The following is a 26,129-nucleotide window of genomic DNA, read 5'->3' as shown; positions in this document are numbered from 1 at the left end:
CTTCAGTTAATAATAATATACTAATTTAGACAGCTATCGGTGCTTTTATTGAAGGATGGGATTGATAATTTTTAATTTCTAGATCCTCATAATTAATATCGAATATAGAAGCGTTACTATTGATAGTTAAGCGAGGAGGGTCAAAGCTATCTCTATTAAGCTGTGTCTTAACAGCATCTAGGTGGTTACTATAAATGTGTGCATCTCCGAATGTATGAATGAATTCTCCAACTTCTAAACCACACTCTTTAGCAACGAGATGCGTGAGTAAACTGTAGCTAGCTATGTTGAAAGGCACACCTAGAAAAATATCAGCGCTTCTTTGATATAATTGACAACTTAACTTTCCATTTTCAACGTAGAATTGAAACATAGTGTGGCATGGCGGTAAAGCCATATCATCTATTTCTGTCGGATTCCAAGCAGAAACGATATGACGACGCGAATAAGGATGATGTTTAATTTGATCAATCACTTGTTTTAATTGATCGACGCGGTGACCATGTTTATCTTCCCAATTTCGCCACTGTTTACCGTAGACATTACCTAAATCACCAAATTTCCTCGCAAAGTCATTGTCATTTAGTATGAGCGTTTTAAATTTCTTCATTTCCTCTTGATAAATAGCTTTAAATTCTTGATCATTTTGACTGCGATGACCAAAGTTAGTCATATCAGGGCCTTTATATTCTGCCGATTGCACATAATTTTCAAAAGCCCACTCATTCCAAATATTATTATTGTATTTCAATAGATATTGAATGTTTGTATCACCTTTAATAAACCAAAGTAGTTCGGTGGCTATTAATTTAAAAGACACTTTTTTAGTAGTTAAGAGAGGAAATCCCTTAGATAAATCGAACCTGAGTTGATGTCCAAACTTAGAGATTGTACCTGTTTGAGTTCGGTCGTCACGATAATTACCGGTTTCGAGTATTTCTTCACATAAATTATGATAGGCTTGGTCGAACGCGTTTAACAATCACTCGTTTCTCCTTTCATATAGTTTGTTAATCTTATCCTAAAATAAAAGATAAAAAAATGGAAATATATGTAATCATATAATAAGAAAGAGAGGCTATATTGACACTTTAAAGATAAAATTTATAAATTTCTTGAGATTGAACTCCAATTTCGTAACTGAGTTATATAGATTGATTTAGTTCAACCTCTTAAATTAAAGCCAATATGCCTCCTAGTAGTTATAATGTGTTAATCACATAGTTAACAATACTCATCAAATGCATCTTTAATATCCATACAGATATCTTGTATATCTCGCCCTTCAATATGCTCTCTAGGTATGAAGTGCTTTAATTCTTTACCTTTGAATAACGCGTATGAGGGACTTGAAGGTACTTGATAAATGTATTCTCTCATAGCTTGAGTAGCTTCTTTGTCTTGACCTGCAAACACAGTCACCTTATGGTCAGGCTTGATATCATTCTGTTCCGCAACTGTAACAGCAGCCGGACGAGCTAAGCCTGCAGCACATCCACAAGTTGAATTAATGACGACAAAGGTAGTCTCATCTTTAGGTACATTTTCCATGTGTTCATTTACAGCTTCTACTGATTCTAAACTCTTGAAATGATGTGAAGTTAATTCTTCTCTCATTTGTTTGGCGAGATCTTTCATATAAGCTTCATAAGCATTCATTTTTTGAACTCCTTTACGAAATATTATTTATTACGATTAGCGATTTGTTTCCAAACTGATCCTAAGGCTTCATCGCCGCTTTCGATTCGAGATATAGCCATTTCGATCTGCAATTTAACTTCGTAGGCTGGATCATCTTCGTGAGCTTTTAACGCGGGTAGTTGCTCGTCGCCACCTTCATCAAAAATAAACATAGCTGCCCGCCATCTCACAATTTTCTGAGGATCATCTAGTGCTTTCTCCATTTGAGGTAAAGCTTGTTTAAAACCTAGATCACTAAGGCAATCTCCGGCAGTTCGTCTGACTGCTGGACTGTTATCATTAAGTCCTTTATAAAGGTAAGGAAGCACATCCTCGTCTTCAATCATACCTAAGAGTACAACTGCTTCACGTCGCAAAGGTATTTTATTTTCTTCACTTAATACGTACCCAAGTAAAGGAAAATCATCTTCAGTAGGCGTAGTGAAATTTTTCAAAGCTCTCAACCGTTCTTTCCAATCATCTATCGCTTCATATTCTTCTAGAGAGATGCGCTGGTAAGTCTTATTAGGTACTACTATATCAGTATTTAACGCTTCTCTGACCAATTTCTCCAGTTCCTCATCAGGGTATAGAGCGTTGATTTCTTCTTCAACTTCAGCCATAACTTCATCTAATTCTCCGTAACGAATGCCGAAGTTCTCCCATTTTCTTAAAAAGACGACGTTATCTTCCTCTTTTTGAGCTTTTAACATACTATCTACAAAGTGTTCAGAGAGTTGTCTACGCTGTTCTTCTGAATTAGTAGTTAACTTAATTTGATAGGGAATCCCCTTAAACATAAGTACTTCAGCTTTAACCTCTCCATAGTGCGTATCAGGTTGAGCTTCTTCTGTTACATTGAGCTCGTCATTGAGAGAGGCAGTTACTTGGGGTAACACATCTTCCCAATCATATTTTGGTTCTTTGTCTACAGCTAAAAAATCCATTACATAAAATATTGATTTAACCCCATCTAACTCAAGTAAATTATTGATGAAATGAGGTTGCTCTTCTTTTATTTGAGTGTAAGTATTTGATTTATTGTCTTCGCGTTTTTCACTTAATACAATTTTCATTGTGTTAGGACTCGGAGTAGGTTCTACTCGAACTATTTCCATGTCGTTCACTCTCCTATTGTAATTCATTTCCCAATTGTTTAATTTCTTGGCCTACAGAGCACTTGTTTATACAAAAATGATGTGCATCTGTCTTACCTTGATTTTTTCTGATATACGTTTTTAATATACAATCTGAACAATAAGTGTGCATTAATTCATCTATTTGATTTAACGCTTTCTTCTCAGCGGGTGAGAACAATTTATCACGCTCCTATTCTATGTTAAAGATTAGTATTTGGGGCAACAAGTGAAGTCATTTAATGCCCCTATCATAAAAAAGGCTGCGCAATCATAACATTACGATATTTAAGGAGCTAAGGCATATGAACTGTTATTCAGTCATCAATATTATGATTATTATATCATTACTAAGCGTTAATGTTTAATAACTAATTTACAATGGAGGTCGGGATAAAACGGTTAGGATTTAAGCAGGGGGCCCCAACAAAGAGAAACTGGTATATCAGTTTCTACAAGCCCAGCGAGTTGGGGGGGCCTATAAAAGCGAAGCCGGAGACTGGGACATAATATAATGTCTCAGCCCCTTTCAGCATCTTGGCAGTAGATGACTGATTTGAAAATGCGCTTGTATCAAGCTTTTTTCAATTCTAGTCATCCTTGCCGGGGCGGGACTACGAAATCTTTTTGTTCAAATTAGATTTCTGTCCCGCTCCCGAATCGTGAGCGTTTCTGTTGAAAAACCTGCTTTTGGGACGCTGTTAATCGGTTTCCCAGAGCACAAAAGCTTTATGTCTCAACCCGTATGAAAGAATGAGAAGAGGCATCATATTAAGGTATAAGACTTAGTGATTTTAACATAATTGATATTGATTTTTTAAGTGATTAGGAATAAAATGAAAAGGTTGATTTTAAGCGGTTTCTAAACACCCGCAATAACAAAATTTAGGAGGCATATTTTTGTTTAATGAAGTATTCGGAATTATAACCTTTTTAGTAACATTTATTTTACTCGTTATAATGTATAGATGTTTCGGAAAGTATGGATTGATAGCTTGGATTGCTATAGGGACGATAATAGCCAACATTCAAGTCATAAAGACGATTGATATATTTTCGATCTCAGCTACATTAGGTAACGTGATGTTCGCGTCAATTTATTTGGCAACAGATATTCTTAATGATATCTATGGACGTAAAGTCGCGAAAAGAGCAGTTTGGCTTGGTTTTAGTTCAACTCTAGTTATGGTCATTGTTATGCAAATGTCATTAACCTTTGCTCCAGCTCCAGAAGATCATGCTCAACATGCCCTTGAAACGATATTTAATGTGGTCCCCCGAGTGGCACTGGGTTCGATAATAGCTTACATCATAGGTCAGCATCTTGACGTTTTTCTGTTTAGCCTAATTAAGCGGTTCTTTCATTCAGATAAGACCTTCATTCTACGAGCATATGGCAGTACGATTTTAAGCAATATTGTTGATACTGCTTTATTTGTGGCTATTGCTTTTATAGGTACCTTACCATTAAGTGCTGTGTTTGAAATTTTTATAACTACTTATTTACTTAAAATTATTTCTACTATCTTCAATGTTCCATTTGGTTATATTGCTAAGTCGATGTATCGCAAAGGAAAAATTGATAAAGTTGATCATATTAGTTAAGGCATGAGTTGAGAATCAAAAGCTAACAGGAGATCAGGATAAAGGTGTTGAGGATTTGAGCAGAATCGGGACATGGGAGCGGGACAGAAATCTTTTTATTCAAATTAGATTTCTATCCCGCTCCCTTTGTGTTGGGGCCACTCCAACTTGCAGTGCTTGTTGAAACTGATAAACCAGTTTCTTTTTGTTGGGGCCCCACCCCCCAACTCGCAGTGCTTGAGGAAACTGTCTCACCAGTTTCTCTTTGTTGGGGCCCCACATGATTAAAAATACTACTAATTAGAGTGTGATTTGACCTCAAAATAATTTAAAAGATTAGGCACTTTGTATAATTTAATTTATCAATAAACGACTACATTAACGGTATAAATGATATAACATGCCTCTACTCGTATTATCAATAGAAAGTTCGGCTCTCATACCTACCAATGATTTGTTACGATAGTTTAATGATCATTAATGCTATTTTGAATAAGTTCAAATAGTTCAGGGAACGATTTATAGCCCTCTCTACCTAAAAAGTGACCTTGATGATCGATTTTAATAGTATTAGTATTCAACTTATCAGATAGAGCCTCTGTATAATTAATAGGTACAGCAGGATCCTCTGTTGCTCCAATTGTATAAATTAAACGTGCAGGTATAGACTCATAATTGATGTTGCACGCTTGAACAAAGTCGTCTAGTTCTGAAATAGTGTTCAACGGTTGTGCGAACCCAGAAACCAAGAAGAGACCTTTTATTTCTCTTGTTAAATTAGCATGTGATAAATATTCAAGCACAGCAATAACTCCTAAGCTGTGAGCAACAATGATTGAATCTTCATCAAGTGCATTCTCCATGTAATCTTGAAGGCGATTCCGCCACTGTTGCTGAATCGGATGACTTGAATTCGGTAACGGTACGATGACCGATTGATAGTTATATTTCTTCATTTTTGAAGCTAACCATTTAAACCAATGATCTTCAGGTGAAGCTTGGTAACCATGAATGATGAAAAGTCTTTTCATAGAAGAACTCCTTATCGCTCTCAGTATTTTAATCTAGTATACCATTGTATAAGCAGATATATAACTTATTGAATTATTAAGTACTATGTTAATATTAGGTACGAGTCTTAGATGAAAAAGGAAGTAATGATATGGCAAAAATTTTTTTCGACGCTGCTACTAAAGGCAATCCTGGAGTGAGCGCCGGGGCAGTTATTATAATTACAGAAAAAGAGCGCATCATTGAAACAACATCTCTAGGATATCTCGATAATCATAGTGCAGAATGGGCTACTTTTGTTTATGCGCTTGAATTAGCTAAGTACCATGACGTGCGTAATGCTTTGATATTTACGGATTCTAAATTAATTGAAGATACTATGAATAGTAGAGAATTAAATAATCAAAAATTTCAATCCTATTATTTGAAAGTGAAACAATTGGCTACTTCTTTTGATTTGCTATTTGTTAAATGGGAGCCGCGTAAGAAAAATAAAGAAGCTAACCATCATGCTCAGCAAGCGCTGTATCAATTGACTAAGTAATTTGAATTCTACTCGAAGAAAGAAAATCCCTGATATAGCGAAAAAAACTTTAAATTTGAGGTCGGAACAAAAGTGTTACAGATTTGAGTAGAACGGGGACATGAGGAGAGGCTGGGACATAATGGTCTTTGACTAGAGAGAAAAAGAGGCTGGGACATAAATCCCAGCCTCTTCAATATCTCGGCAGTAGATGACTGATTTGAAACTGCGCTTGTATCAAGCTTTTTTCAATTCTAGTCATCCTTGCCGGGGTGGGACTACGAAATCTTTTTATTCAAATTAGATTTCCGTCCCGCTCCCAAGAAGAAACACTCAGATGAAAAGAATTAAATCATCTGAGTGCTATTTTTTCTGCCTTACTCCATTCTTACATTAAACTATAAATACTAGTAATCAAAATTATAAAAAATGAGATGCAAGATATTTTTCTGAGGCGAAGAACTCGTGATAGTTACATACTTTTAACGCATGAGAAATGTTTTGTTTAAATACTAATTCAGGCAATAAGCTTAAAGTATCGATAGGAAGCTCAGTATTGATGGTGGCTAATGTTTTAGCCATTTTTAAAGATGCGACATCTTTATTTATCTTACTTCTTTGGCTCGATGTGAGCTCTTCTAACGAATCGAGCACCTTTTCAACTGATCCGTAATTTTTAATTAATTTTAAAGCAGTCTTCTCTCCTATACCTTGCACACCCGAATAGCCATCAGAACTATCTCCCATGAAAGCTTTAACATCTATAAGTTGAGGCGGCTCTAAAGCATATTCCATTTGAAAACGATGGAGAGTATAGCGCTCATACTGATTAAACCCTTTTTTAGTTAACCATACTTCCACGTGGGGGCTTATGCATTGAAGAATATCTTTATCCCCAGTTATCACGACGACGTTATGTTCTGCCGAATAAGCTTTAGCTAAGGTACCAATGATGTCGTCGGCTTCGTAATTAACTAGACCCATATTCGTGAAACCTAGTTCTTCTGCAACTTCTTTCACATAATTAAATTGTGGAATTAATTCTTCTGGAGGTGCAGGCCGATGCTTTTTATAATTTTTATACATCTCGGTGCGAAAGGTTTCTTGACCCATATCCCAGCATATCGCTACATGGGTGGGATGTATTTGATCAATAGCGCTATAAATATGACGAATGAAACCTTGAATGCCATTAGTAGGTACGCCTTGAGAATTACGCATAAATTGGTTGTGAAAGCTTGTAGCGTAAAAGTGACGAAACAATAAAGCCATTCCGTCTATTAATAAGACTTTGTGAGACATAATGAAACCTCTTTCTATTCAGTTAGTTGAATATTGGATTTTAATTGCTGATTAGCAACGTGAATTTGATTGATAAGTGATTCATCGATTTCAAACGATAATAGCTCTTCTAGTTGTGATTGTATATCTTTTTCTAGATTATCGAAATCACTTTCAGAAGTAGTGACCATTTCAGAGATGTAATTAACCAAGGCCTGTCTTAAATTACTAATTTGTGGTTGCAATAATTCTGTAGTGTTCTCAGTAATTTGTTGTTGAACGTCACGCTGTACTTTAGGTTGGATTATTTTCTTTTTAGTTAAAGATTTAGGTAATGCATTGAACATTGTATTTAACTCTAATTGCATATATGGCTCTTCGATATTACTGTCAGCTATATTAAATTCTGGATCTACAAAGACATGTACGTGATTTAAAGTCTGTTGAATAGGCGCAAATTCGCCTTCTAATTGATCGAGGTAATATTTTTTTGTACGTTCAACGAGCAATGATTGTTCAAGATATAAGCGTTGATGTATTTCATCTAAATATAGTTTGGTAACGCGTCTTTTTTCTTTATTAAAATCATCAGAGCGTGTCATCTGGCTATTGTAAATCGCTTTAACTTCATCTAATAGTTGTAAATTTAAACGCTGAGTGAGGTGATAAATTTGGTCTTCTACCTCATTTACGCTTCGCTGCTCAACGATGTTGAGTACATTTGGATTTAAAACACGTTCTTTAGAGAGTTTTTCTAACTTTTGCTGGCGCTCAACCAATTGGGCTTTGTTTGTTTCAAACTCATCAATCATTTCATCATAAGCAAGAGATATTTGAGTTAATTGATGAAGCATATGTTGTTGTAGTATGCCCTTAGACTCAATTTCAGCAAAGGTAGTAATGCTCTCTTTCAACTCATCTATACCTCTATCACCTTTCTTAAGAGCCTCTCTACTTGAGACACCAAAGATGTCTGAATGCATATTTACTTGTTTGAGGGCATCTCTCACATAATTTTTAACTGCAACGAGATCTTCATCGCTTTCAGCTAAGTCAGTAGCATTTATGATCATTTTAAATGCTTGGTTTTCATTCAACTGATTCATATCTTTCATATGTTCAATAAAGCGTTTATCGTTGTCTGTAAAAGAGTGATTGAAATAGCTAACGTAAAGTATTAAATCAGAAGATGTGAGAATTTTTTCAGTCTCATTCGTATGGCGTTGGTTGTTTGAATGAAGACCTAAAGAATCTATTATAATCTTGTCCTTCAACCAATCTATCGGTAATTGAATATGTACAGTGTTAACAAATGTGGCATATTCATCTTCTGAACTCCATTTTCTAATTTCATCTTGATTGATAGAATGTCTTGTACCTTCGCTAAGCATCTCTTTAAATTCATTGTAGTTCTGTTCAATTGCATTTATAAAGGCAAGTTGATTTTTTTCAAGCTTAGTTTTGAGTTTTTTAGTGTTGGAAGATACAAATGATTCTATTGATGAAAATGATTCATCGTGAAGTTCAAAGACGTCATTCAATTCTTCAAGTAATTGTTCTTCTGATTTTAAGGTTATTGCACTATCTTCACCGTAAGTGAGTTCTGTTGTAGCTGCAGTAGTTGGGTTGGGTGAACTAACGAGATAGCTATCACCCAATAGTGCATTGATCAAACTGCTTTTACCTGCACTAAACGTGCCGAATACCCCTATTTTAATAACTTTATCTTCTAAGCGTGATAGCGTGGCTGCTATATCTTTCTTAGTTTGTTCAAAAAGTGGTATGTCCTTGATTGTATTCAAACCATTAACAATTTCGTTAGTTCTATCTTGAGTAGAATCAACCCCTGAGCTATCATTATGGTGCTGCTCATCATTAGATACTTCTGTAGTACTACTAGGTTGATATTGAATTTCAGTGCGGTCAATCAATTTATCAAGAGAATCATGTAGATGAATGTAATAATGTTTATAGTTATGGGTAGTGAGGGATTCACGTAAGTTTCGAAATTGTATAAATTCCTCGTAAGCATTCATATCTTGTTCGTCATCTGAAGCTAAGTCTTCGGCTTGAGCATGATCGGTTGCGTCTTTAAACAATGGTTCAGTTTCTCGTTTAATAAATTGCTTAATAGATTTCATCGTTTCGTCAGAGAATGTTAGCACGTATTGATTGCTAATGTTAATTTGCTCCTGATAAAGTGACGTTACTAATTCTGGATAAACGGTATAATGTTGATTTAATATTCGCTCGTTAACTTCGCTATCATTGATAAAACGAGTGAGAAAAGACATATCTTCTCTTAAAGGTTGTCTTATTTGCTGATTGACTTTTTCTTGTAATTGGTCTATCACATTATTCAAACGTTCTTCTTGAGCTTCCGCAGTTTTTCTCTTTTTATTAAAAAGTCCACCTACTTTAAAGTCTTTAGTACGACTTTCAAGATATAAACGAATGGTCTCACGCGTATCGTGGGTCATAACGTAAGCGTTATCTAGAATGTCTTTACGCTTTTGTTTTAAAAAATTATAAAGCTGTTCTGGATTATTAAGCAATTGGGCTTCTTCGCTAACCTCTTTATGTTGCTGGAAGTTGAGATAAGCCTGATCGAATTCTTCTTCTTGAATATCTAATTTGTCGAGAATTTGTTGTATTTCAGTTTGAATATACGATAATTGCTGTTCTGTAATAAATTGCACTATTCTTTCTACGTAGTCTTCTATAGGTTCACGATGACGGTCACGGTTCACCAGGTAGTCAGATAATTCTTCCATTTGGTTGTGAGGATGTCTGAATTTAGAAACATAGAAAATATCTGCTAGATCGATGTCCCAATCATTTACAGATTTCTCAACTCTAGCTTTAAATGTCTCAAATGCGATTTCATCTTCATTATGTTTATCAATTTGATTAATTACGAATACAACAGGTACCCCAGCTTTGTTGAGGCGCTTCATGAATTCAAAGTTGAGGGCAGATTGCACATGGTTATAATCAACAGTATAGAATATGATATTGCTCGTATACATGAACTGTTCAGTACTAGATTGGTGCGTTGCAACGTTAGAATCTACACCAGGTGTATCTTGTAAAGTGAACCCTTTGTTAAATTTTTTTGAATCAAACTTAATTTCTACAGATTCTACATCAACATTTTCTCGATTCATTATTTTAACTTGTTCATAATTGTCAAGAATGGTATAGCGTTGTTTGTCTAAATTAGCAATGATACCTGGTTCGTCTGATACAGAAACAATCGCAGTATTACTAGTTGTTGGAACAGGTGAGCTAGGAAGAATATTTTCTTCTAATACCGAATTGATTAAGGTAGACTTACCAGCTGAGAAATGGCCTACAAAGGTCGCAGTATATTGTTCCAAGTAAACTTTTTTGATCACTTGATTGATAATATGTACAAGATTTTGATTCTGTGATTTTTCTACTTCTTTTTTCAGTTTATATAAGATGTCTAATTGTTCAGCGTTCGCCATATTTTGGATCCCCTTTATTACCTAGTTCTTCATTAGTATAATTGTATAATAAAAATGTGTTGCTCTAAAGTATCTAATGTTAAGAATTAAAAAGAGATAAGCATACCACTTATTTAAACAAGGTAGCTTATCTCCTCTTCTTCTCGTTTAGTGAGTTGAAATTACCCGAAAACTACAGCTCTCTTGGTTTCTCGCCATCGGTACCAGGCTTATTCAAACCGACGTTATCTTGTAGGTATAATTCAGGATTGTTTGCTATTTCAACTATAAACGCACCTACACTTTTACGTGAAACTTCAGTTCCCTTAAAGTTTTCTTCTTTGTGAGTTAATTCATAATCGACTTCATTAAGGTCAGTCAACCATGCTGGTCGTATTACAGTATAATCTAGGTCAGATGCTTCAATAATGTCAGCTGCTTGACGGTAAACTTTAAGTTGATCTCCTAGTTGAGATTTAACCCAGTTTAGGAATGGCTCGGGAACTTCGTTATAAATTCCTAATGCGGTTACAAATACGAGTCGTTTCACTTCATTCCGTTGCATTGCCTTTACAATGGTTTCAGCTTCTCTGTCTAACTCTCCAGATAAGGAAGCTACGACTACATCTACATCCTTTACAGCTTCATTCACTGCTTCGAAGTCTGTAGCATCGCCTTCGCGAACACGAATTCTATCAGAGGCATAATCTGGTAAACGGTTCGCGTCTCTTAGGAATAGACGTAATGTACATGTGGTATTCTCTAAAAATGAATTGATAGCAGCTTGAGCCACTTTACCATTTGCACCTAAAATAAGTATTCGACGAGTCATCTGATCACTCCTATTCTTCTATCAAATTTCTCTATCTATAAAAGAAATAGTTATTTTCAAGATTCGATTTTACTTTACTATAAATTACTTTCGTTTACGAATCTTGTGCCCTCAATAATCATATCTAAGTGCTTGAAAAGTAGTAAAAGGAGAACTAATTTATAAATCAAACTGTAGCTCAACTTTTTAGCTACAAATTATAAACGAGGATGGGATATAATGTAATGTCTCAGACTCTTTCAGCATCTTGGCAGTAGATGACTGATTTGAAAATGCGCTTGTATCAAGCTTTTTTCAATTCTAGTCATCCTTGCCGGGGCGGGACAACGAAATCTTTTTGTTCAAATTAGATTTCTGTCCCGCTCCCTCCAACATCTCGGCAGTAGATGACTGATTTGAAAACGCGCTTGTATCATGTTTTTTTCAATTCTAGTCATCCTTGCCGAGGCGAGACTACGAAATCTTTTTGTTCAAACTAGATTTCTGTCCCGTTCCCTGTTTACTGCGTTTAATTTTAAAATACTGAGAAATACTATAAATAATTATTCCAATCCAGATAAATATAAAAGTAATTAACTGGTCTATATTGAATGGTTCTTTAAAGATCAAAATACCGAGTAAAAAGATCAGCGTAGGTCCAATATATTGAATGAAACCGGTTAAAGAAAGCGGTATGCGCTGAGCTCCTGCAGAGAATAATATCAGCGGTATAGCTGTGACTGCACCTGATAATAAAAGCCAAAATGATGATATGTTAAGCCCGACAGAAGTTTGAGTCTGCTCCCATAAGTACCAAATATAAATAAGGCCTGCTGGAGCCGTTACGATGCATTCAACTGTGATACTACTGATTGAATTGATAGGCACTAGTTTTTTTAACAAACCATAAAATCCAAAAGAAAATGCTAATAAAAGTGAAATGTAAGGGAATTCTCCAACTTTAAAGGTCATGTAAATTACACCAATCAAAGCGAACAGTATAGCTAACCACTCAAACTTATTAAAACGTTCCTTTAAAAATATTAAGGCTAGTAAAATACTGACTAGAGGATTAATGTAATAGCCAAGACTCGTTTGCAATACATGGTGATTGTTAACTGCCCAAATAAAGGTTCCCCAATTAATCGTTATGACATATCCAGCGATAATGATCGCACCTAACTGAATCGGGTTCTTAATGAGTTGGGTTAAATCTGAGGTGAAGTGTGTTTGTTGAGAGGTGAATGCCACAATTATCATGAAGATCATCGAAAGTACAATTCGATAAGCTAAAATTTCAAAAGGAGCGATCCCGTGAATTAAGTGCCAATATAGTGGTAATATTCCCCACAATATATAGGCTGAAAGTGCATAGATTATGCCCCTTTTGAATTCATTATTATACATTTAGCCCCCTCCCTTTATTTTTTCTGTCCCCAATATTGATAATAAGTACATTCTATAAAACCATTGAATAATTTACGGCGTTTAGTAGCCTTACGACTTACTAAGTGTTCAAATTCTTTATTACTTGTTAAGATATATGTTGATAGATATGGGTGTTTGTTCATTAACTTCCCTATATAACGGTACATCGTTTCAACCTCTTCGCGATCTCCGATACGTTCTCCATAAGGAGGGTTGCCTATTAAAGCATAGGGTTCTTCACGAGGTATTGTTAATTTATTAAAATCTTTGACGTCGAAATGAATTATTTCCGATAGCCCAACTTCTTCAGCATTTCTCTTAGCTATTGCAATCATTTGAGGATCGATGTCATAAGCATAGACCTCGATGTTTTTATCATACTCAGCTACTTCATCGGCTTGAGCTCTTAAATCATTATAGAGCTCTGTCGGCATCATCTCCCAGGTTTCAGAAATAAAGCTTCTATTAAAGCCTGGAGCTATATTCTGAGCAATTAAACAAGCTTCAATAGCAATAGTTCCAGAGCCACAGAAAGGATCTATTAAGGGACTATGTCCACTCCAGTTAGCGAGTTTAACTAAGCTTGCTGCTAACGTTTCTTTGATCGGTGCTTCGCCTTGCTCAACTCTGTAGCCTCTCTTGTTTAGCCCCGATCCAGAGGTATCTATAGTGAGTAGTACCTCATCTTTTAATAGGGAAACTTCCACAGGATATTTAGCACCCGTTTCCTCAACCCAACCTTTTATATCATATGTCTGTTTTAATTTTTCTACTATAGCTTTTTTAACGATTGCTTGACAATCCGGTACACTATGTAGCTTAGATTTAACACTTCGCCCTTGTACTGGGAATTCACCGTTTCTTTCGATAAACATCTCCCAAGGAAGTGCTTTAGTCTTCTCGAACAGTTCTTCAAAAGAAATTGCTTTAAAACGCCCTACTACAATTTTTATTCTATCAGCAGTGCGTAACCATAAATTGGCTAAAGCTATAGTTTCTTCATCACCTTCAAAGAATATGCGACCATTTTCTACTCGAGTTTCATAGCCTAATTCTTTAATTTCTTTAGCAACTATAGATTCTAATCCCATAGGACAAACTGCTAGTAATTGGTACATCTTCTCACTCCATTAGTACATTTATTTGATTTAAAGATGAAAAATTGGAGGTCGGAACAAAAGCGTCGAGGGTTTGAGCAGAACCAAGCGATGAGTACAAAATGCGTTCCAAATTGTGAAGAATCGTGAGCGTTTCTGTCGACAATCTTGCTTTTGGAACGCTGTTCATCGTTTGCCCAGAGCGCTAAAACTTTATGTCTCAACCTCATACAATTGAAATTTAATTGGTAATGTATTTTCAGCAATACATATAGGTAGTTAGCTAAATAATTGTCAAAAGCATAGTATCCTTTTCTCTCAAGCGTAAAGTTTCGAGTACTCTGTTAACAATCTATAAATGCAGTATGTAAAAAAGGGAGCGGAACAGAAATCTAATTTGAATAAAAAGATTTCGTAGTCCCGCCCCGGCAAGGATGACTAGAATTGAAAAAAGCTTGAAACAAGCGCATTTTCAAATCAGTCATCTACTGCCAAGATGTTAAAAGGCTGGGATTTATGTCCCAGCCTCGACAGCTAGTGATGGTATTTATATAAGCCATGTTCTGTACCTTTGTACTGCTACGTGTACTAGCTACACTTGTACGCTGGTGGTAACCATCTGTCTACGTTAGCAACTACTAACGTCTTGTTAATGCGTTGATTTTCGCTTAACAAGTGCTCCTACCAAATTTGGATTGCTCACTCGAGGGGTTTACCGCGTTCCACCTTTTACGTTTCCGTAAAAGCTCCGTCACTGTGGCACTTTCAAACTACTCTAATCCTATCGTAAGACTTAGATTATTTCGTTGCCGTCAATTAATTGCCTTGACTTATAGTTTCATCAAGCACGAACACTACAGTCATCTCAGACTGTGTGAGCATGGACTTTCCTCTATATTTCTATAGCGATTACCCTAAATACCATCTTTAGAATTATATCACTTATAATCATTTCTCACAATGAGAGTGAGACAGAAATAATTGTGCTAACCCAACCATTCTGTCTCACCCTATAGAGATATAACTTATTGGTTTTTAAAAACTGCTTTTTCGAGATTGGATAATCGTTTGAGTATATCTACATTACTATTTCCATTACTACCTGAGAAGCTTTTATTCTCTTGAGGTCTAGTAGCAACTCTTAATCTCAAGTCTTCAAGTTCTTTTTTTAATTTGTGATTTTCTTCTGATAGCTTAACGACTTCATTATTCAAATCAGACATTTTTTGATAATCAGCAATAATGTCATCTAGAAATGCATCGACTTCTTCTCTTCGATAACCTCGAGTCATCGTTTTTTCAAAATCTTTTTCATAAATATCTTTAGCTGTTAGTTTTAAAGATACATCAGACATTAGATTTCACCCCACCATTTGTTGTTAAAAAGATAATAAAATTTATTTGTTTTAATTATTTAGCCAAATTATACTGATAATATTCGTACTTTTAAAAAATTAGATAAATTAAAAGGTAATTAAGTCAAGAAGAGCTTTTTACGAGTTGAATTTTTACCCATCCAAAAAACCTACTTCTGACGATTGCAAATCATTAACGAATTCGCTAAGTTCATCCATAGTAACAATGTCACAAGTATAATTTGTTTTATCCATAAAATCAAATAACTTAGATTTAAAGTATTTAGGTGAAGCTTCTCGCTCTTCGTCGTAAAAAAGCAGTGTAAAATCGGTGTGATCTAACATAAATTGATCTGCTCTTTGAAATTGATAAGGGCCTTCATAAGGTTGATGAAAAACGCTATCAACAAAATCAGCTTGTTCTGCTAGTTTGACATACTTGAGTTTATTACTCTCATTCCACCTTTCAGTGTGATTTTCAAAAGGTGTCACTATACCTAGTTTTATTTGAGGATAGGTTTTCTTCATAGCTACAACAACTTCAGCGGCCCACAATTCTATACCTATTTGTCCTTGTATAAGGACCCACTCTAAACCTTCTTCGATTAGAGGTACAAGCTTATGTTCTATAAATTTACGTATATATTGAACTTCAGGCATATCATCTTTGTAAATATTTAATTCGTATGATTTATAACCAGTGATATAGATCGTTTTATACATCAGTTTTTTCACATCGCTTAATGTAATTTAAATCGTATTGAACAGCTTTCAACTTCTCTGTAAAAAGCTTACGGCTTGTCTTAGCGTAATGACACTCGACAGAGAGATCTTTAAGATTACTAATTAATAATTTAAATTTATGCTCATTCATGTAGGGTAAATGACTGATTTCACTTTTGTAATCAGATAATTGTTCACATAGCCGATCGATTTTTTTAGAGTATGGAACGACATCATTATAAAACTCTTTATCAATTTGATTTGTTTTGACATCTACATAACAATATTCAATCACCTTTAGCTCTTTGCTTAAATCTCCTATTAATGTCTTCACCGATAACCTCCTTTAATTCAACCCATCGCAATTCTATTTATATGTCTTCTAATAGTAATATAAGTATCAATTTGTTTAAAGTGCTCTTTAAAGGTAAAATGATTATAGACATATTTATTTGGTACATACATTTGTAGCTTTTTTATCTCCATACTTTATTATTATAGTTTATTGATTTGGAATATGAGCTAAATTTGTGTATAATAAGTAAAGTTTTGATTAACATATAAAAAGTGGTGAAAGTTGTGAATTATCCGAATGGAAAGCCATTTTTAAGAAATAAGACTGAAGACCGAAGTTCTAGAAACCCCTATTCTAGTAAGATAGAATATGGTGGTCGAGGGATGACTCTTGAAAGTGATATTGAACGATCTAATCAGTATTACTTACGCACAGGTAAAGCTGTGATACATAAGAAGCCAACGCCTGTGCAAATCGTTAATGTCCACTACCCTAAGCGTAGTAAAGCTGTCATTAACGAGGCTTATTTTAGAACACCGTCGACGACGGACTATAACGGTATCTATAAAGGTCACTATATTGACTTTGAAGCGAAAGAGACAAAGAACAAGACTTCATTTCCTCTAGGCAACATTCATAACCACCAAGTAGAACATATGCGAGCTTGTAGCCAACAGAATGGAATAGTTTTTTTTCTCATTCGTTTTAAAACACTAGACGAGGTTTATTTGCTTCCTCTATCAAAGTTTGAATTCTTCTGGCAACGCTATTGTAAGGAAGTTAAAAAATCTATTGCGGTTGAAGAATTACGTGAAAATGGTTACTATATTCCGTATCAGTATCAACCAAGATTAAATTACCTCGAAGCTATAGATAAGATGATATTAGATGAAAGTGAGGACCGCGTATGACGGAAAAGAAAGGGGCTTCTCAGTCTAATAACAGCACTAAGAAGTCCAATCAAAAAAAGAATAGAAACATCAAAAGAACGATAATTAAGATCATCGGCTTTATTATCATTGCTTTTATCATACTTGCCCTTGCAGGTATATTGCTCTTCGCCTATTACGCTTGGAAAGCTCCAGCATTTACTGAATCGAAGTTACAAGATGATATACCTGCTAAAGTTTATGATAAGGATGGTCACCTTATCAAGACGATGGATAATGGTCAAAGAAGAGCTCACGTAAAGCTTGACGATGTACCTAAGAATATGCGCAACGCTGTCCTAGCTACTGAAGATAATAGTTTCTACAAACATGGTGCTATTGACTATAAGCGTTTCATAGGTGCCGCATTAAAAAATGTCACTGGCGGATTTGGTGCTCAAGGTGGTTCAAGTTTAACACAACAAGTAGTTAAACGAGCGTTCTTGACTGATAAGAAAACGCTTGGTCGTAAAGCACAAGAAGCTTATTTATCTTATCGTCTTGAGCAAGAATATAGTAAAGATGAAATCTTTGAGATGTATCTTAACAAGATTTATTACTCTGACGGTGTAACTGGGGTTAAAGCAGCAGCTAAATATTATTTTAATAAAGATTTGAAAGATCTGAACTTAGCTGAATCAGCCTACTTAGCTGGCCTACCGCAAGTCCCTAATGCTAACAATATTTACAATAACCCTAAACAAGCTGAACATCGTAAAGATGTAGTTCTTTATCTTATGGCACGTCATCATAGAATAAGTCAAAAAGAGAAAAAAGAAGCGCAGGATACTTCACTTACTAAGAATTTAGTTAAGCGTACTGATAAAGAACGTGAAGTTAAAGATGAAGATAATAATCCAGAGTATGCTTCTTACATTAACTTTGTTAAATCTGAGTTAATGAATAACAAAGCCTTTAAAGGTAAAAATCTTGGCGATGTCTTGAATAGCGGTATTAAAATTTATACTAATATTGATCCTAAAGTTCAAAAATCTCTTCAAGATCATATTAATAATGGCAACTATTATAAAAATGATGACCAGCAAGTCGGTTCTGCCATTGTCGATAGCCAATCTGGTGCGCTAGTGGCTATTTCTGGAGGCAGAAACTTTAAAGACGTAGTTGATCGTAATTCAGCTACTGACCCACATCCAACTGGTTCATCACTTAAACCATTCTTAGCATACGGACCAGCAATTGAAAATATGCAATGGGCAACAAACCATGGCATTCAGGACGAGTCAGAATATCAAGTTGACGGTACAACATTCCGTAACTATGATACTAATGGACACGGCATGGTTAAAATGTATGATGCCCTTAGAGAAAGTTTCAACATTCCAGCGCTGAAAGCTTGGCAACAAACGAAAGAAAACGCTGGTGAGAATGCACCGAAAGACTTTGCTCAAAAAGTAGGTCTTGACTATCAGAAGAACCCGACTGCTCCTGACGTGTTAGGTGGTGCTTCATCAGAATTCTCCCCTACGCAATTAGCATCAGCATTCGCATCACTTGCTAACGGTGGTGAGTACAACAACGCTCACTCTATTAAAAAGGTAGTTAAGCAAAATGGTGATACTGTAGACTATGATCATACTAGTCATAAAGCGATGAAGGATTATACTTCTTACATGTTAGCTGAAATGCTTAAAGGTACTTTCGAAGCATACGGTTCCGCTTATGGTCATGGCGTTGACGGAGTGAACTTAGCTGCTAAGACAGGTACTAACAACTATGATCCTAATATTCGAGCTAAATATGGTTTACCTGAAAATGCTGCTCCAGATACTTGGATAAACGGATTCACTCCTAAATACAGTATGTCTGTATGGATGGGCTTTAATAAAATTAAGCAAGGTGGTACAAACTCATTTGTTGGTCATAGTGAACAAGAATACCCACAATTCTTGTTACGTGATGTAATGAATGACATATCACCTAAAGACGGTGAAGACTTTAAGAAACCTAGTTCTGTTTCAGGCGACTCGAAAGATAGCTTATCCGTTGCAGATCATCCTGACAATAATACAACAAGTCAAAAACCTAATGGCCAAGGTGGAAACAGTAGATCTAGTCAATCAAATAATCGAGGCCAAAATGGCAATAGTAATTCTCAACAACAAGGAAACAACACAGGCGGTAACGCACTATCAAGACTATTCCATTTGAACTCAATATTTAATGATTTTAAGGCCTCTTAAAAAAGCTGAGTTTAACACCTAGAAATTTTAGCAACTTAAAAAACTTCGAGATTTTCGTTTAGTTTACGAAAAATCTCGAAGTTTTTTTATGATATAGAGAGTAGCATACGCTCTTATCCACTTTCATAGAGTTAATGCTATATATACGTAGCCGAATCCCCATCACTTAAAGATACGAAAGTATTTTTAAAGGTAAATTCATGTTAATACGAAGTATGTCTGTTCTAGGAAATACGCCTCAGCCTAAACCATTTTGCTTAGTTTAATAAGCAGCATTACCTACTTAATGAAAATTGAAGAATAGTTATAAGAATATCGAGAGATTAAACTAATTCATTAACTTGCATACTTTTATCAAGTGTATCTTTTGCATGATATAACGCTGTTAATATAATTAGTTTCTTTTGGAAACACCATGTTTTTGGCGTATTTTATATGAAGCGTTCATTTTAATAAGTTCATCTTTCATGGTTTTCATTTGTTTATATCCCATGTAATGGTATTTTCGCACTTCTATATATTGGTAACGTTCTTCAAAATTCATAGGTACAATAGGTAACGAGGATAGTGTCGCCATATCAATTTCAGTCACATCATTGATTGACTTAAAATATTGAATAATTAAATTGAAGTAACTATCTATCAATTGTTTGGCCTGTGTTGTTTTTATTTTCTTGGCTGTTATATAGGATTCAATTTGTTCTTCTAATAAGAGGAATTCATTTTTATCGATCATGCTTTCTACGCCTTTCTAAGTCGGGCCTTGTACCGTTTTTGGCCCTCTCTACAGTCTTCGAAAAGTGGGCAAACATCACATTTTGGAGTTCTAGCTAAACAGTGATATCTACCGAAAAAGATGAGTTGATGATGCGTTTTATTCCATCTTTCACGAGGTACTACTCTGCACAGTTTCTCTTCAACTTGTTTAACATTATCTTTCCAGCGACAGATACCGAGGCGTTTAGAAACGCGTTCTACATGTGTGTCTACTGCTAAAGAAGGTTCGCCAAATGCTACGCTCATAACTACGTTCGCAGTTTTCCTACCTACTCCTGCTAAACTCTCTAATTCTTTATGTGTTTGAGGGATCTTACCATCAAATTTGTCGAGCAGTGAACGGCACAATTTTTGAATATTTTTAGCCTTATTTCTATATAGTCCTATCGTCTTAATGTCTTGTTCAAGTTCTGCTTGCTCTACTGACAGAAAATCTTCTGCGGTTTTGTATTTTTTGAATAAACCTTTAGTTAGACGGTTGACTGAATTATCAGTAGTTTGAGCTGAAAGCAAGACCGCTATAGTGAGTTGAAAAGGATTGTCATGCTTTAATTCACATTCAGCATCAGGAAACATATCTGAGATAACATCGATCATTTCTAAAGCTTTTTTATTTGTTACCATCTTAATCCTCTCCGTTTAACCAGTCTATTTTAGGAATTTCTTTAACGTGATGTGCCATTTTTGGTTTATTAAATTGTTGGCTAATATTTTTAGATTCTTCTATAGTTTGCACATTTTGTTTCTTCCAATTAAGTAAGATACGATCTAAATATTTAAAGCTTAATTTATTATGACTTTCTGCTTCATTTAACGCAGCTTGGATAATTTCAAAGCTGTGACCATCCACATCAATCCATTGATTAAGATTTTCTATTTCAAATGGGGACAATGGCCGACCAAAAGACTGTTCAATTTGCTCAAATAAAGTATTGAATTGAATTTTAGAATTCTCTTGTCTTTTATTAACTTGTGCAGCTTCTATGACATCACTTAACTTTTCATAAAATGGTTCGAGGTTCATATATTCAGTGAATTTTCCATCTTCGTCTTTATTTACGTTTAATTCTAAGAGTTCAGTTTGAATGAGATGCTGAATTATGGTAGTGATTTCTCTTGCTGGTAGCGTGGTGCCTTGTTGTAGGACTTCAATTGATGGTTGCTTATTAGAAGTTTCTGAAGCGTAAATTAATTTAATTAGGATGACGAATTCAGTTTCATTAATGCCTAGTTCACTATAATGGTCTAATAAAGCTTTATGAATAACTACAGGTCTTTCCCTAAGTTGATATTTATCCACCTCGCGCCCCCCTTACTAATAAATTTTTATTAAAATAGAGTGAGATGACGGTATCTAACTCCATAGACCACCCATCTCACCCTAATCATCATCACGTTAACTTGTTGTGAGAGCATAGACTGTCACGTTATAAATTTAACGGCTGATTTGAGGGCCATTAAACTTAAAGATATATTGAAACCACATAGAATTCAATTTGTATTTACCCAATCCTAGACTATTTCCTTGTTTCTTAAAAAATTGTAGTGGTTAAAAAACCAAGCAGAGTTGAGATATAGTTTAGCTATCTCTTAAGGATAGAGACGATTTAATAAACGTGGGAATGGAGCTGTTTCTCGAACGTGTTCAACGCCAGCGATCCAAGCTACCGTGCGTTCAAGCCCTAAACCGAAACCACTGTGAGGCACACTGCCGTAGCGTCTCAAGTCTAAATAATAGTTGTAACTTTCACGATCTAATTGATACTCATCAATTCTTTGTTCAAGAAGATCTAAATCATTAATGCGCTCTGATCCACCGATAATTTCACCGTAGCCTTCAGGTGCTATTAGATCAGCACATAATACCGTGTCCTCATTTGTTGGATTAGGTTGCATATAAAATGGCTTGATTTTCGTAGGATAATTTGTAATAAACACTGGTAAATCGTAATGACTTGCGATTGCAGTTTCATGAGGTGCTCCAAAATCTTCGCCCCACTCTATATCGTTAAAGCCTTCTTCTTTTAAGAATTCAATTGCATCATCGTAAGTAATACGTGGGAAAGGTGATGATACTTTTTCAAGTTTAGTCGTATCTCTATCGAGAGCTTTTAATTCAAGTTGACAGTTTTCAAGTACAGATTTAACTACATGACTTACATATTGTTCTTGTATTTCTAGACTTACGTCATGCTCACAGAAAGCCATTTCACCTTCTATCATCCAGAATTCTATTAAATGGCGGCGCGTTTTAGATTTTTCAGCGCGGAAAGTAGGCCCGAAGGAAAATACTCGACCATATGCCATCGCCGCGGCTTCTAAATATAGCTGGCCACTTTGAGATAGAAAAGCATCTTGATCAAAGTATTTTGTATGGAACAATTCACTTGTACCTTCTGGCGCACTGGCAGTAAGAATAGGTGGATCTATCTTTGTGAAACTTAATTGATTAAAGAATTCATAAGTAGCTTTAATAATTTCATTTCTGATCTTCATTACTGCATGTTGTTTTTTAGAACGTAACCACAAGTGACGGTGGTCCATTAAAAATTCAGTACCATGATTTTTAGGTGTGATAGGATAATCATGCGCTTCGTGTATAACTTCAAATGATTTCACCTGCATTTCATAGCCCAAATCTGATCGGTTATCTTCAGTAATCGTACCAGTAATATATAGAGAAGACTCTTGAGTTATTTCCTTTGCTCTATTAAATGTTTCTTCGTCCACTTCGGATTTAACAACGACTCCTTGCATAAAACCAGTACCGTCTCTGAGCTGAAGAAAAGAAATCTTTCCGCTTGAGCGTTTGTTAGTTAACCAAGCACCAATAGTTACTTCTTGGTTGATATAATTTTTCGCCTCTTGAATAGTTATATTCATACCTAGTCTCCTCTTTCTTTATTTATCCTTAACTAGTTTAACAAAATAGTTAAACTTTCTCTACTTGCCTGTAATAAGTGCAACAATAATCACAGTGATTTTGGTCGCTCCTAGCGTCGCAACTGAGTAGAATACTCGATGTGCGCTCAGAACACCAAACACTCCCGCACAGTTTAGCTCTTTGTATAGTTAGATAGAATAATTTATAAATCAAAATCATGTCTATATTTTTCTTTTATCTTTTTTAATATTTTATTGAACTGCTTTATATCTCCTTTACGTTGACGATAATCTTTAAGTGATTGATTGAAAAACTGTTTGTAATTACTAGTTTGTAACCGATCATCGAAAGAAACGATGATTCCTTGATCGGTCTCAGTGCGTATGAGTCGTCCTAGCCCTTGCCTGAAACGAGTGACTGCATCAGGTAAGACATATTCTTTAAATGGTTGGTCAAATTCTGATTTCATAAGCCAATATTTAGTATTATATTGGTTCATAAAAGGTAATTTCGATATCATCACACACTTGATGCCATGAGCTTGAAAGTCAAAGCCCTCAAAAAATGTATTTGTACCAAGTAATATCGCTTTATCAAAACTATTAAACTGTTGTATAAGTTTATAATTTTGATTTTGTTGTTGGGTTAAAAGGATATAATTCTCTAGTTCAGGTAATTCATACAGTAATTCATAAACTGCATACATCATTTTATAACTCGTGAAGAGTATTAGACATTTCGATTCAATAGTAGAAACAAATTCTACTATATAATTCACCATTCCATGGATGTAATCTTCAATATTTTGATAGTCATATGAGTCTATATCAGTTGGAATGAATAAGGTTGTACGATTCTTGGAAGAAGGCGCTGGTGTATCAATTTCATAAGTATTTATATTTGATGGTGCATGAAACCATTTTTTATAAGTATCAAAAGAATGGTTAAACGTTAAAGTACCAGAGATAAAAGTAAGCGCACTAAATTTATTAAGAACTTGACTAGTGAGGATATCTTTAACTGCATAATCTTTGACGTGTAAATTAATAGTCGATTTTTGATCAAGGTTCTTAATAGATAAATAGCACTGATGCTCATCTTTTAAGCTTTGGAGAATATTTTTATATTTATCATTAATATAAAGTAATTGTTTACGAAACGTTTTAACGGTTTTATGACTCATATTATTAAAGAATTCAAGTGTGTGGTTCAATTTATCTATAATTTTGCTTAAGTGTTTTTCTAGTGTAGAAGTGTTGAAGTTAAAGACGAAATGTTCTTTCTGCATCTCGTCACTATATACTTCTTCACGCTGAATAATAGCATACATTTCTTCGAATAGAGTTTCATTCAGTTCATGAATTTCACTTATATTCATTTTCAAACCAAAGACATCGATAGGAGAAATATCTAGTTTTTCTAAGATCCGCTTTTGTTCAAGCTCATCGATTTCCTGTAATAATTTTTCGTTTTCAGTCTTCCCTATCAGTCCTAACTGATATTTGATATCTGCATAACTCAACGCATTCGTCACCTGATTGAGAGCATAATCTGGTAAACGATGTGCTTCATCGATAATACAATCATCGAATAATTGGTAAATCGTATTATCTTGGGCTGCGTATATTAAATGAGCGTGATTCGTTATACCTACTTGGATGTTGTGTGCATTTCTTTTGAGGTAATTATAATAATGAATATCATTTTTTATAGGTACATAAGTTTCTATTTTTTGCTCGAAATACATCTTTTGGCCGCCCTTTAAGTTGAGCTCTTGTATATCCCCGGTTTCAGTTTCCGTTATCCACACTAATAATTGTATTTTTAGAATATTTACATCATAATTCGTTACTTTTTCTTTTAAAATTTCACTTATTAACCCTAAAGATATATAATCTTTCTTGCTTTTAATAATAGAAGCATTAATATTTATTTGTAACGCTTGCTTCAAGGAGGGTATATCTTTTTCAATGAGTTGATGTTGTAAGATTTTAGTATTGGTTGAAATCATAACATGTTTTCCAGTTTCAAAATTATAAACTAGAGCTGCTAATAAATAAGCAAGAGATTTACCACTACCTGGAGGTGCTTCAATCATTGATTTTTCACTATGCATGAGTTGATCAAGTATAATTTCAGCTAAATACACCTGTTGTGGTCGGTAAACTAAACCTAATCGTTCTGTAACATGTTGATAGAGTTCCCTAAGATTCAGTTCTAATTTATGACTAGGCGCTTTAAAATCTGTTTGTTTCTTGTAAATAATTTGTTCAAAACGAGCGAACTTCTTTTCTAAAGTCATATCGTTATGAGCTCTTACCATTTCAAATATGATGTCATATAAATCATATTTCAGTCGTTTGCTTAAATAATAGATTTGTTTCAGCGTATCTATAGGCAATTGTTGAAGCTTTTGAAAAGCAATAATCATTAACTTAGCGGTTGTCGTTGCATCTTCATCTGCACGGTGAGCTTGTTGTAGCTCTACCCCATGATTGTTAGCTAATTCACTCAGTTGATAACTCTTATCTGTGGGGAAGGTGATTTTAAACAACTCAAGGGTATCGATGACTTTTCTAGGTTGAAAGTTAATATGAACTGAACTGAAAGCCTTTTGAAGAAATTTCAAATCAAAGCTAACATTATGAGCGACAAACACACAATCTTTAATTAGAGAAAAAATATCTTGTGCTATTTCAGAAAAATACGGTGCTTCATCTAGCATCTCTTTTTCTATAGACGTCAATGCTTGAATAAACGGTGGGATATTCAAATCTGTATTAATCATTGAATGATAAGTATCGATAATCTGATTGTTACGTACAAAAGTTATACCAATTTGAATAATCGCATCATGATCTAACTGGTTCCCTGTAGTTTCGAGATCGACAACTGCAAAGCACGGGTTCGCCATGAGGGTACCTCCTTTCTAAAGAAGTTATTA

24 protein-coding genes and 1 other RNA gene are annotated in these 26,129 nt (G+C 34.9%); 4 read left to right on the top strand and 21 right to left on the bottom strand.

Annotated elements, in window-relative coordinates; all coding sequences use genetic code 11:
• Window positions 1–25 precede the first annotated feature (25 nt).
• From N9R04_RS02285 to N9R04_RS02270, 4 genes are all read right to left on the bottom strand, one after another.
• Entirely contained in the window at window positions 26–982 is a 957-nt protein-coding gene (locus N9R04_RS02285; protein WP_262854753.1) for a thymidylate synthase, read from the bottom strand.
• A 242-nt stretch (window positions 983–1,224) separates the two neighbouring features.
• Window positions 1,225–1,659, bottom strand: a complete 435-nt coding sequence (brxA, locus tag N9R04_RS02280; RefSeq protein WP_262854749.1) for a bacilliredoxin BrxA — start codon at window positions 1,657–1,659, stop codon at window positions 1,225–1,227.
• 23 nt (window positions 1,660–1,682) lie between these two features.
• On the bottom strand, window positions 1,683–2,798 hold the full coding sequence (locus N9R04_RS02275) for a conserved virulence factor C family protein (RefSeq protein ID WP_262854747.1): 1,116 nt from the start codon (window positions 2,796–2,798) through the stop codon (window positions 1,683–1,685).
• Between the two features lie 13 nt (window positions 2,799–2,811).
• Window positions 2,812–2,997 (bottom strand): zinc-finger domain-containing protein, encoded by a 186-nt coding sequence (locus tag N9R04_RS02270; RefSeq protein WP_262854742.1) that lies wholly within the window; start codon window positions 2,995–2,997, stop codon window positions 2,812–2,814.
• Window positions 2,998–3,716: 719 nt separating this feature from the next.
• Between N9R04_RS02270 and N9R04_RS02265 the strand changes: the two genes are divergently transcribed.
• The gene (locus tag N9R04_RS02265; RefSeq protein WP_262854740.1) at window positions 3,717–4,421 is read left to right on the top strand and encodes a queuosine precursor transporter; all 705 of its coding nucleotides are present in this window, start codon (window positions 3,717–3,719) and stop codon (window positions 4,419–4,421) included.
• 112 nt (window positions 4,422–4,533) lie between these two features.
• Here the strand turns inward: N9R04_RS02265 and N9R04_RS02260 are convergent, their stop codons facing one another.
• Entirely contained in the window at window positions 4,534–4,680 is a 147-nt protein-coding gene (locus N9R04_RS02260; protein WP_262854737.1) for a hypothetical protein, read from the bottom strand.
• Between the two features lie 187 nt (window positions 4,681–4,867).
• Window positions 4,868–5,431 (bottom strand): RBBP9/YdeN family alpha/beta hydrolase, encoded by a 564-nt coding sequence (locus N9R04_RS02255; RefSeq protein ID WP_262854732.1) that lies wholly within the window; start codon window positions 5,429–5,431, stop codon window positions 4,868–4,870.
• Window positions 5,432–5,562: 131 nt separating this feature from the next.
• Here N9R04_RS02255 and N9R04_RS02250 point away from each other — a divergent pair, with 131 nt between their 5' ends.
• Complete coding sequence (locus N9R04_RS02250; RefSeq protein WP_262854728.1) at window positions 5,563–5,955, top strand: ribonuclease HI family protein; 393 nt, start codon at window positions 5,563–5,565, stop codon at window positions 5,953–5,955.
• A gap of 399 nt (window positions 5,956–6,354) precedes the next feature.
• On the opposite strand, the gene N9R04_RS02245 is transcribed toward N9R04_RS02250, so the two are convergent.
• From N9R04_RS02245 to N9R04_RS02200, 10 genes are all read right to left on the bottom strand, one after another.
• Window positions 6,355–7,236: a 5'-3' exonuclease gene (locus N9R04_RS02245; RefSeq protein WP_262854722.1), complete on the bottom strand. Its 882-nt coding sequence runs from the start codon at window positions 7,234–7,236 to the stop codon at window positions 6,355–6,357.
• 14 nt (window positions 7,237–7,250) lie between these two features.
• On the bottom strand, window positions 7,251–10,706 hold the full coding sequence (locus N9R04_RS02240) for a dynamin family protein (protein ID WP_262854716.1): 3,456 nt from the start codon (window positions 10,704–10,706) through the stop codon (window positions 7,251–7,253).
• A gap of 172 nt (window positions 10,707–10,878) precedes the next feature.
• Complete coding sequence (locus tag N9R04_RS02235) at window positions 10,879–11,517, bottom strand: NAD(P)H-binding protein (protein WP_262854711.1); 639 nt, start codon at window positions 11,515–11,517, stop codon at window positions 10,879–10,881.
• Window positions 11,518–11,970: 453 nt separating this feature from the next.
• A complete protein-coding gene (gene rarD, locus N9R04_RS02230) occupies window positions 11,971–12,903 on the bottom strand; it encodes an EamA family transporter RarD (protein WP_262854707.1) in 933 nt (310 codons plus the stop codon).
• Window positions 12,904–12,917: 14 nt separating this feature from the next.
• Complete coding sequence (locus tag N9R04_RS02225) at window positions 12,918–14,042, bottom strand: THUMP domain-containing class I SAM-dependent RNA methyltransferase (protein WP_262854703.1); 1,125 nt, start codon at window positions 14,040–14,042, stop codon at window positions 12,918–12,920.
• Between the two features lie 526 nt (window positions 14,043–14,568).
• Window positions 14,569–14,942, bottom strand: an RNA gene (gene rnpB, locus N9R04_RS02220) — RNase P RNA component class B.
• A 104-nt stretch (window positions 14,943–15,046) separates the two neighbouring features.
• Window positions 15,047–15,376 (bottom strand): cell division regulator GpsB, encoded by a 330-nt coding sequence (gene gpsB, locus N9R04_RS02215; RefSeq protein WP_262854698.1) that lies wholly within the window; start codon window positions 15,374–15,376, stop codon window positions 15,047–15,049.
• 153 nt (window positions 15,377–15,529) lie between these two features.
• Window positions 15,530–16,099 carry an SLOG family protein gene (locus N9R04_RS02210; RefSeq protein WP_262854694.1) on the bottom strand — a complete coding sequence of 190 codons (570 nt, stop codon included), beginning with the start codon at window positions 16,097–16,099 and terminating at the stop codon, window positions 15,530–15,532.
• Window positions 16,092–16,433: a DUF1798 family protein gene (locus tag N9R04_RS02205; protein ID WP_262854691.1), complete on the bottom strand. Its 342-nt coding sequence runs from the start codon at window positions 16,431–16,433 to the stop codon at window positions 16,092–16,094. Before N9R04_RS02205 ends, N9R04_RS02210 begins: the two co-directional genes overlap by 8 nt.
• A gap of 17 nt (window positions 16,434–16,450) precedes the next feature.
• Window positions 16,451–16,585, bottom strand: a complete 135-nt coding sequence (locus N9R04_RS02200) for a hypothetical protein (protein ID WP_262854687.1) — start codon at window positions 16,583–16,585, stop codon at window positions 16,451–16,453.
• Window positions 16,586–16,678: 93 nt separating this feature from the next.
• Here N9R04_RS02200 and recU point away from each other — a divergent pair, with 93 nt between their 5' ends.
• Window positions 16,679–17,305, top strand: coding sequence for a Holliday junction resolvase RecU (recU, locus tag N9R04_RS02195; RefSeq protein WP_262854682.1), 627 nt, complete (start codon window positions 16,679–16,681; stop codon window positions 17,303–17,305).
• Window positions 17,302–19,524 carry a transglycosylase domain-containing protein gene (locus tag N9R04_RS02190; protein ID WP_262854675.1) on the top strand — a complete coding sequence of 741 codons (2,223 nt, stop codon included), beginning with the start codon at window positions 17,302–17,304 and terminating at the stop codon, window positions 19,522–19,524. The genes recU and N9R04_RS02190 overlap by 4 nt, the downstream gene beginning before the upstream one ends.
• A gap of 394 nt (window positions 19,525–19,918) precedes the next feature.
• Here the strand turns inward: N9R04_RS02190 and N9R04_RS02185 are convergent, their stop codons facing one another.
• The 5 genes from N9R04_RS02185 to N9R04_RS02165 all read right to left on the bottom strand — a co-directional run bounded on the left by N9R04_RS02185 (window position 19,919) and on the right by N9R04_RS02165 (window position 26,099).
• Window positions 19,919–20,260: a YpoC family protein gene (locus tag N9R04_RS02185; RefSeq protein ID WP_262854671.1), complete on the bottom strand. Its 342-nt coding sequence runs from the start codon at window positions 20,258–20,260 to the stop codon at window positions 19,919–19,921.
• Between the two features lie 5 nt (window positions 20,261–20,265).
• The gene (gene nth / locus N9R04_RS02180; protein WP_262854666.1) at window positions 20,266–20,925 is read right to left on the bottom strand and encodes an endonuclease III; all 660 of its coding nucleotides are present in this window, start codon (window positions 20,923–20,925) and stop codon (window positions 20,266–20,268) included.
• Window position 20,926: 1 nt separating this feature from the next.
• Complete coding sequence (locus N9R04_RS02175) at window positions 20,927–21,601, bottom strand: DnaD domain-containing protein (protein WP_262854661.1); 675 nt, start codon at window positions 21,599–21,601, stop codon at window positions 20,927–20,929.
• 290 nt (window positions 21,602–21,891) lie between these two features.
• Entirely contained in the window at window positions 21,892–23,184 is a 1,293-nt protein-coding gene (gene asnS, locus N9R04_RS02170) for an asparagine--tRNA ligase (protein ID WP_262854658.1), read from the bottom strand.
• Window positions 23,185–23,387: 203 nt separating this feature from the next.
• Window positions 23,388–26,099, bottom strand: coding sequence for a helicase C-terminal domain-containing protein (locus N9R04_RS02165; RefSeq protein ID WP_262854653.1), 2,712 nt, complete (start codon window positions 26,097–26,099; stop codon window positions 23,388–23,390).
• Window positions 26,100–26,129: the final 30 nt, after the last annotated feature.

This window comes from Staphylococcus marylandisciuri (assembly GCF_025519785.1).
Taxonomy (GTDB): Bacteria; Bacillota; Bacilli; order Staphylococcales; family Staphylococcaceae; genus Staphylococcus; species Staphylococcus marylandisciuri.
Note: the sequence above shows the minus strand (reverse complement) of the source record. Positions and strands in the feature narration are given on the sequence as shown.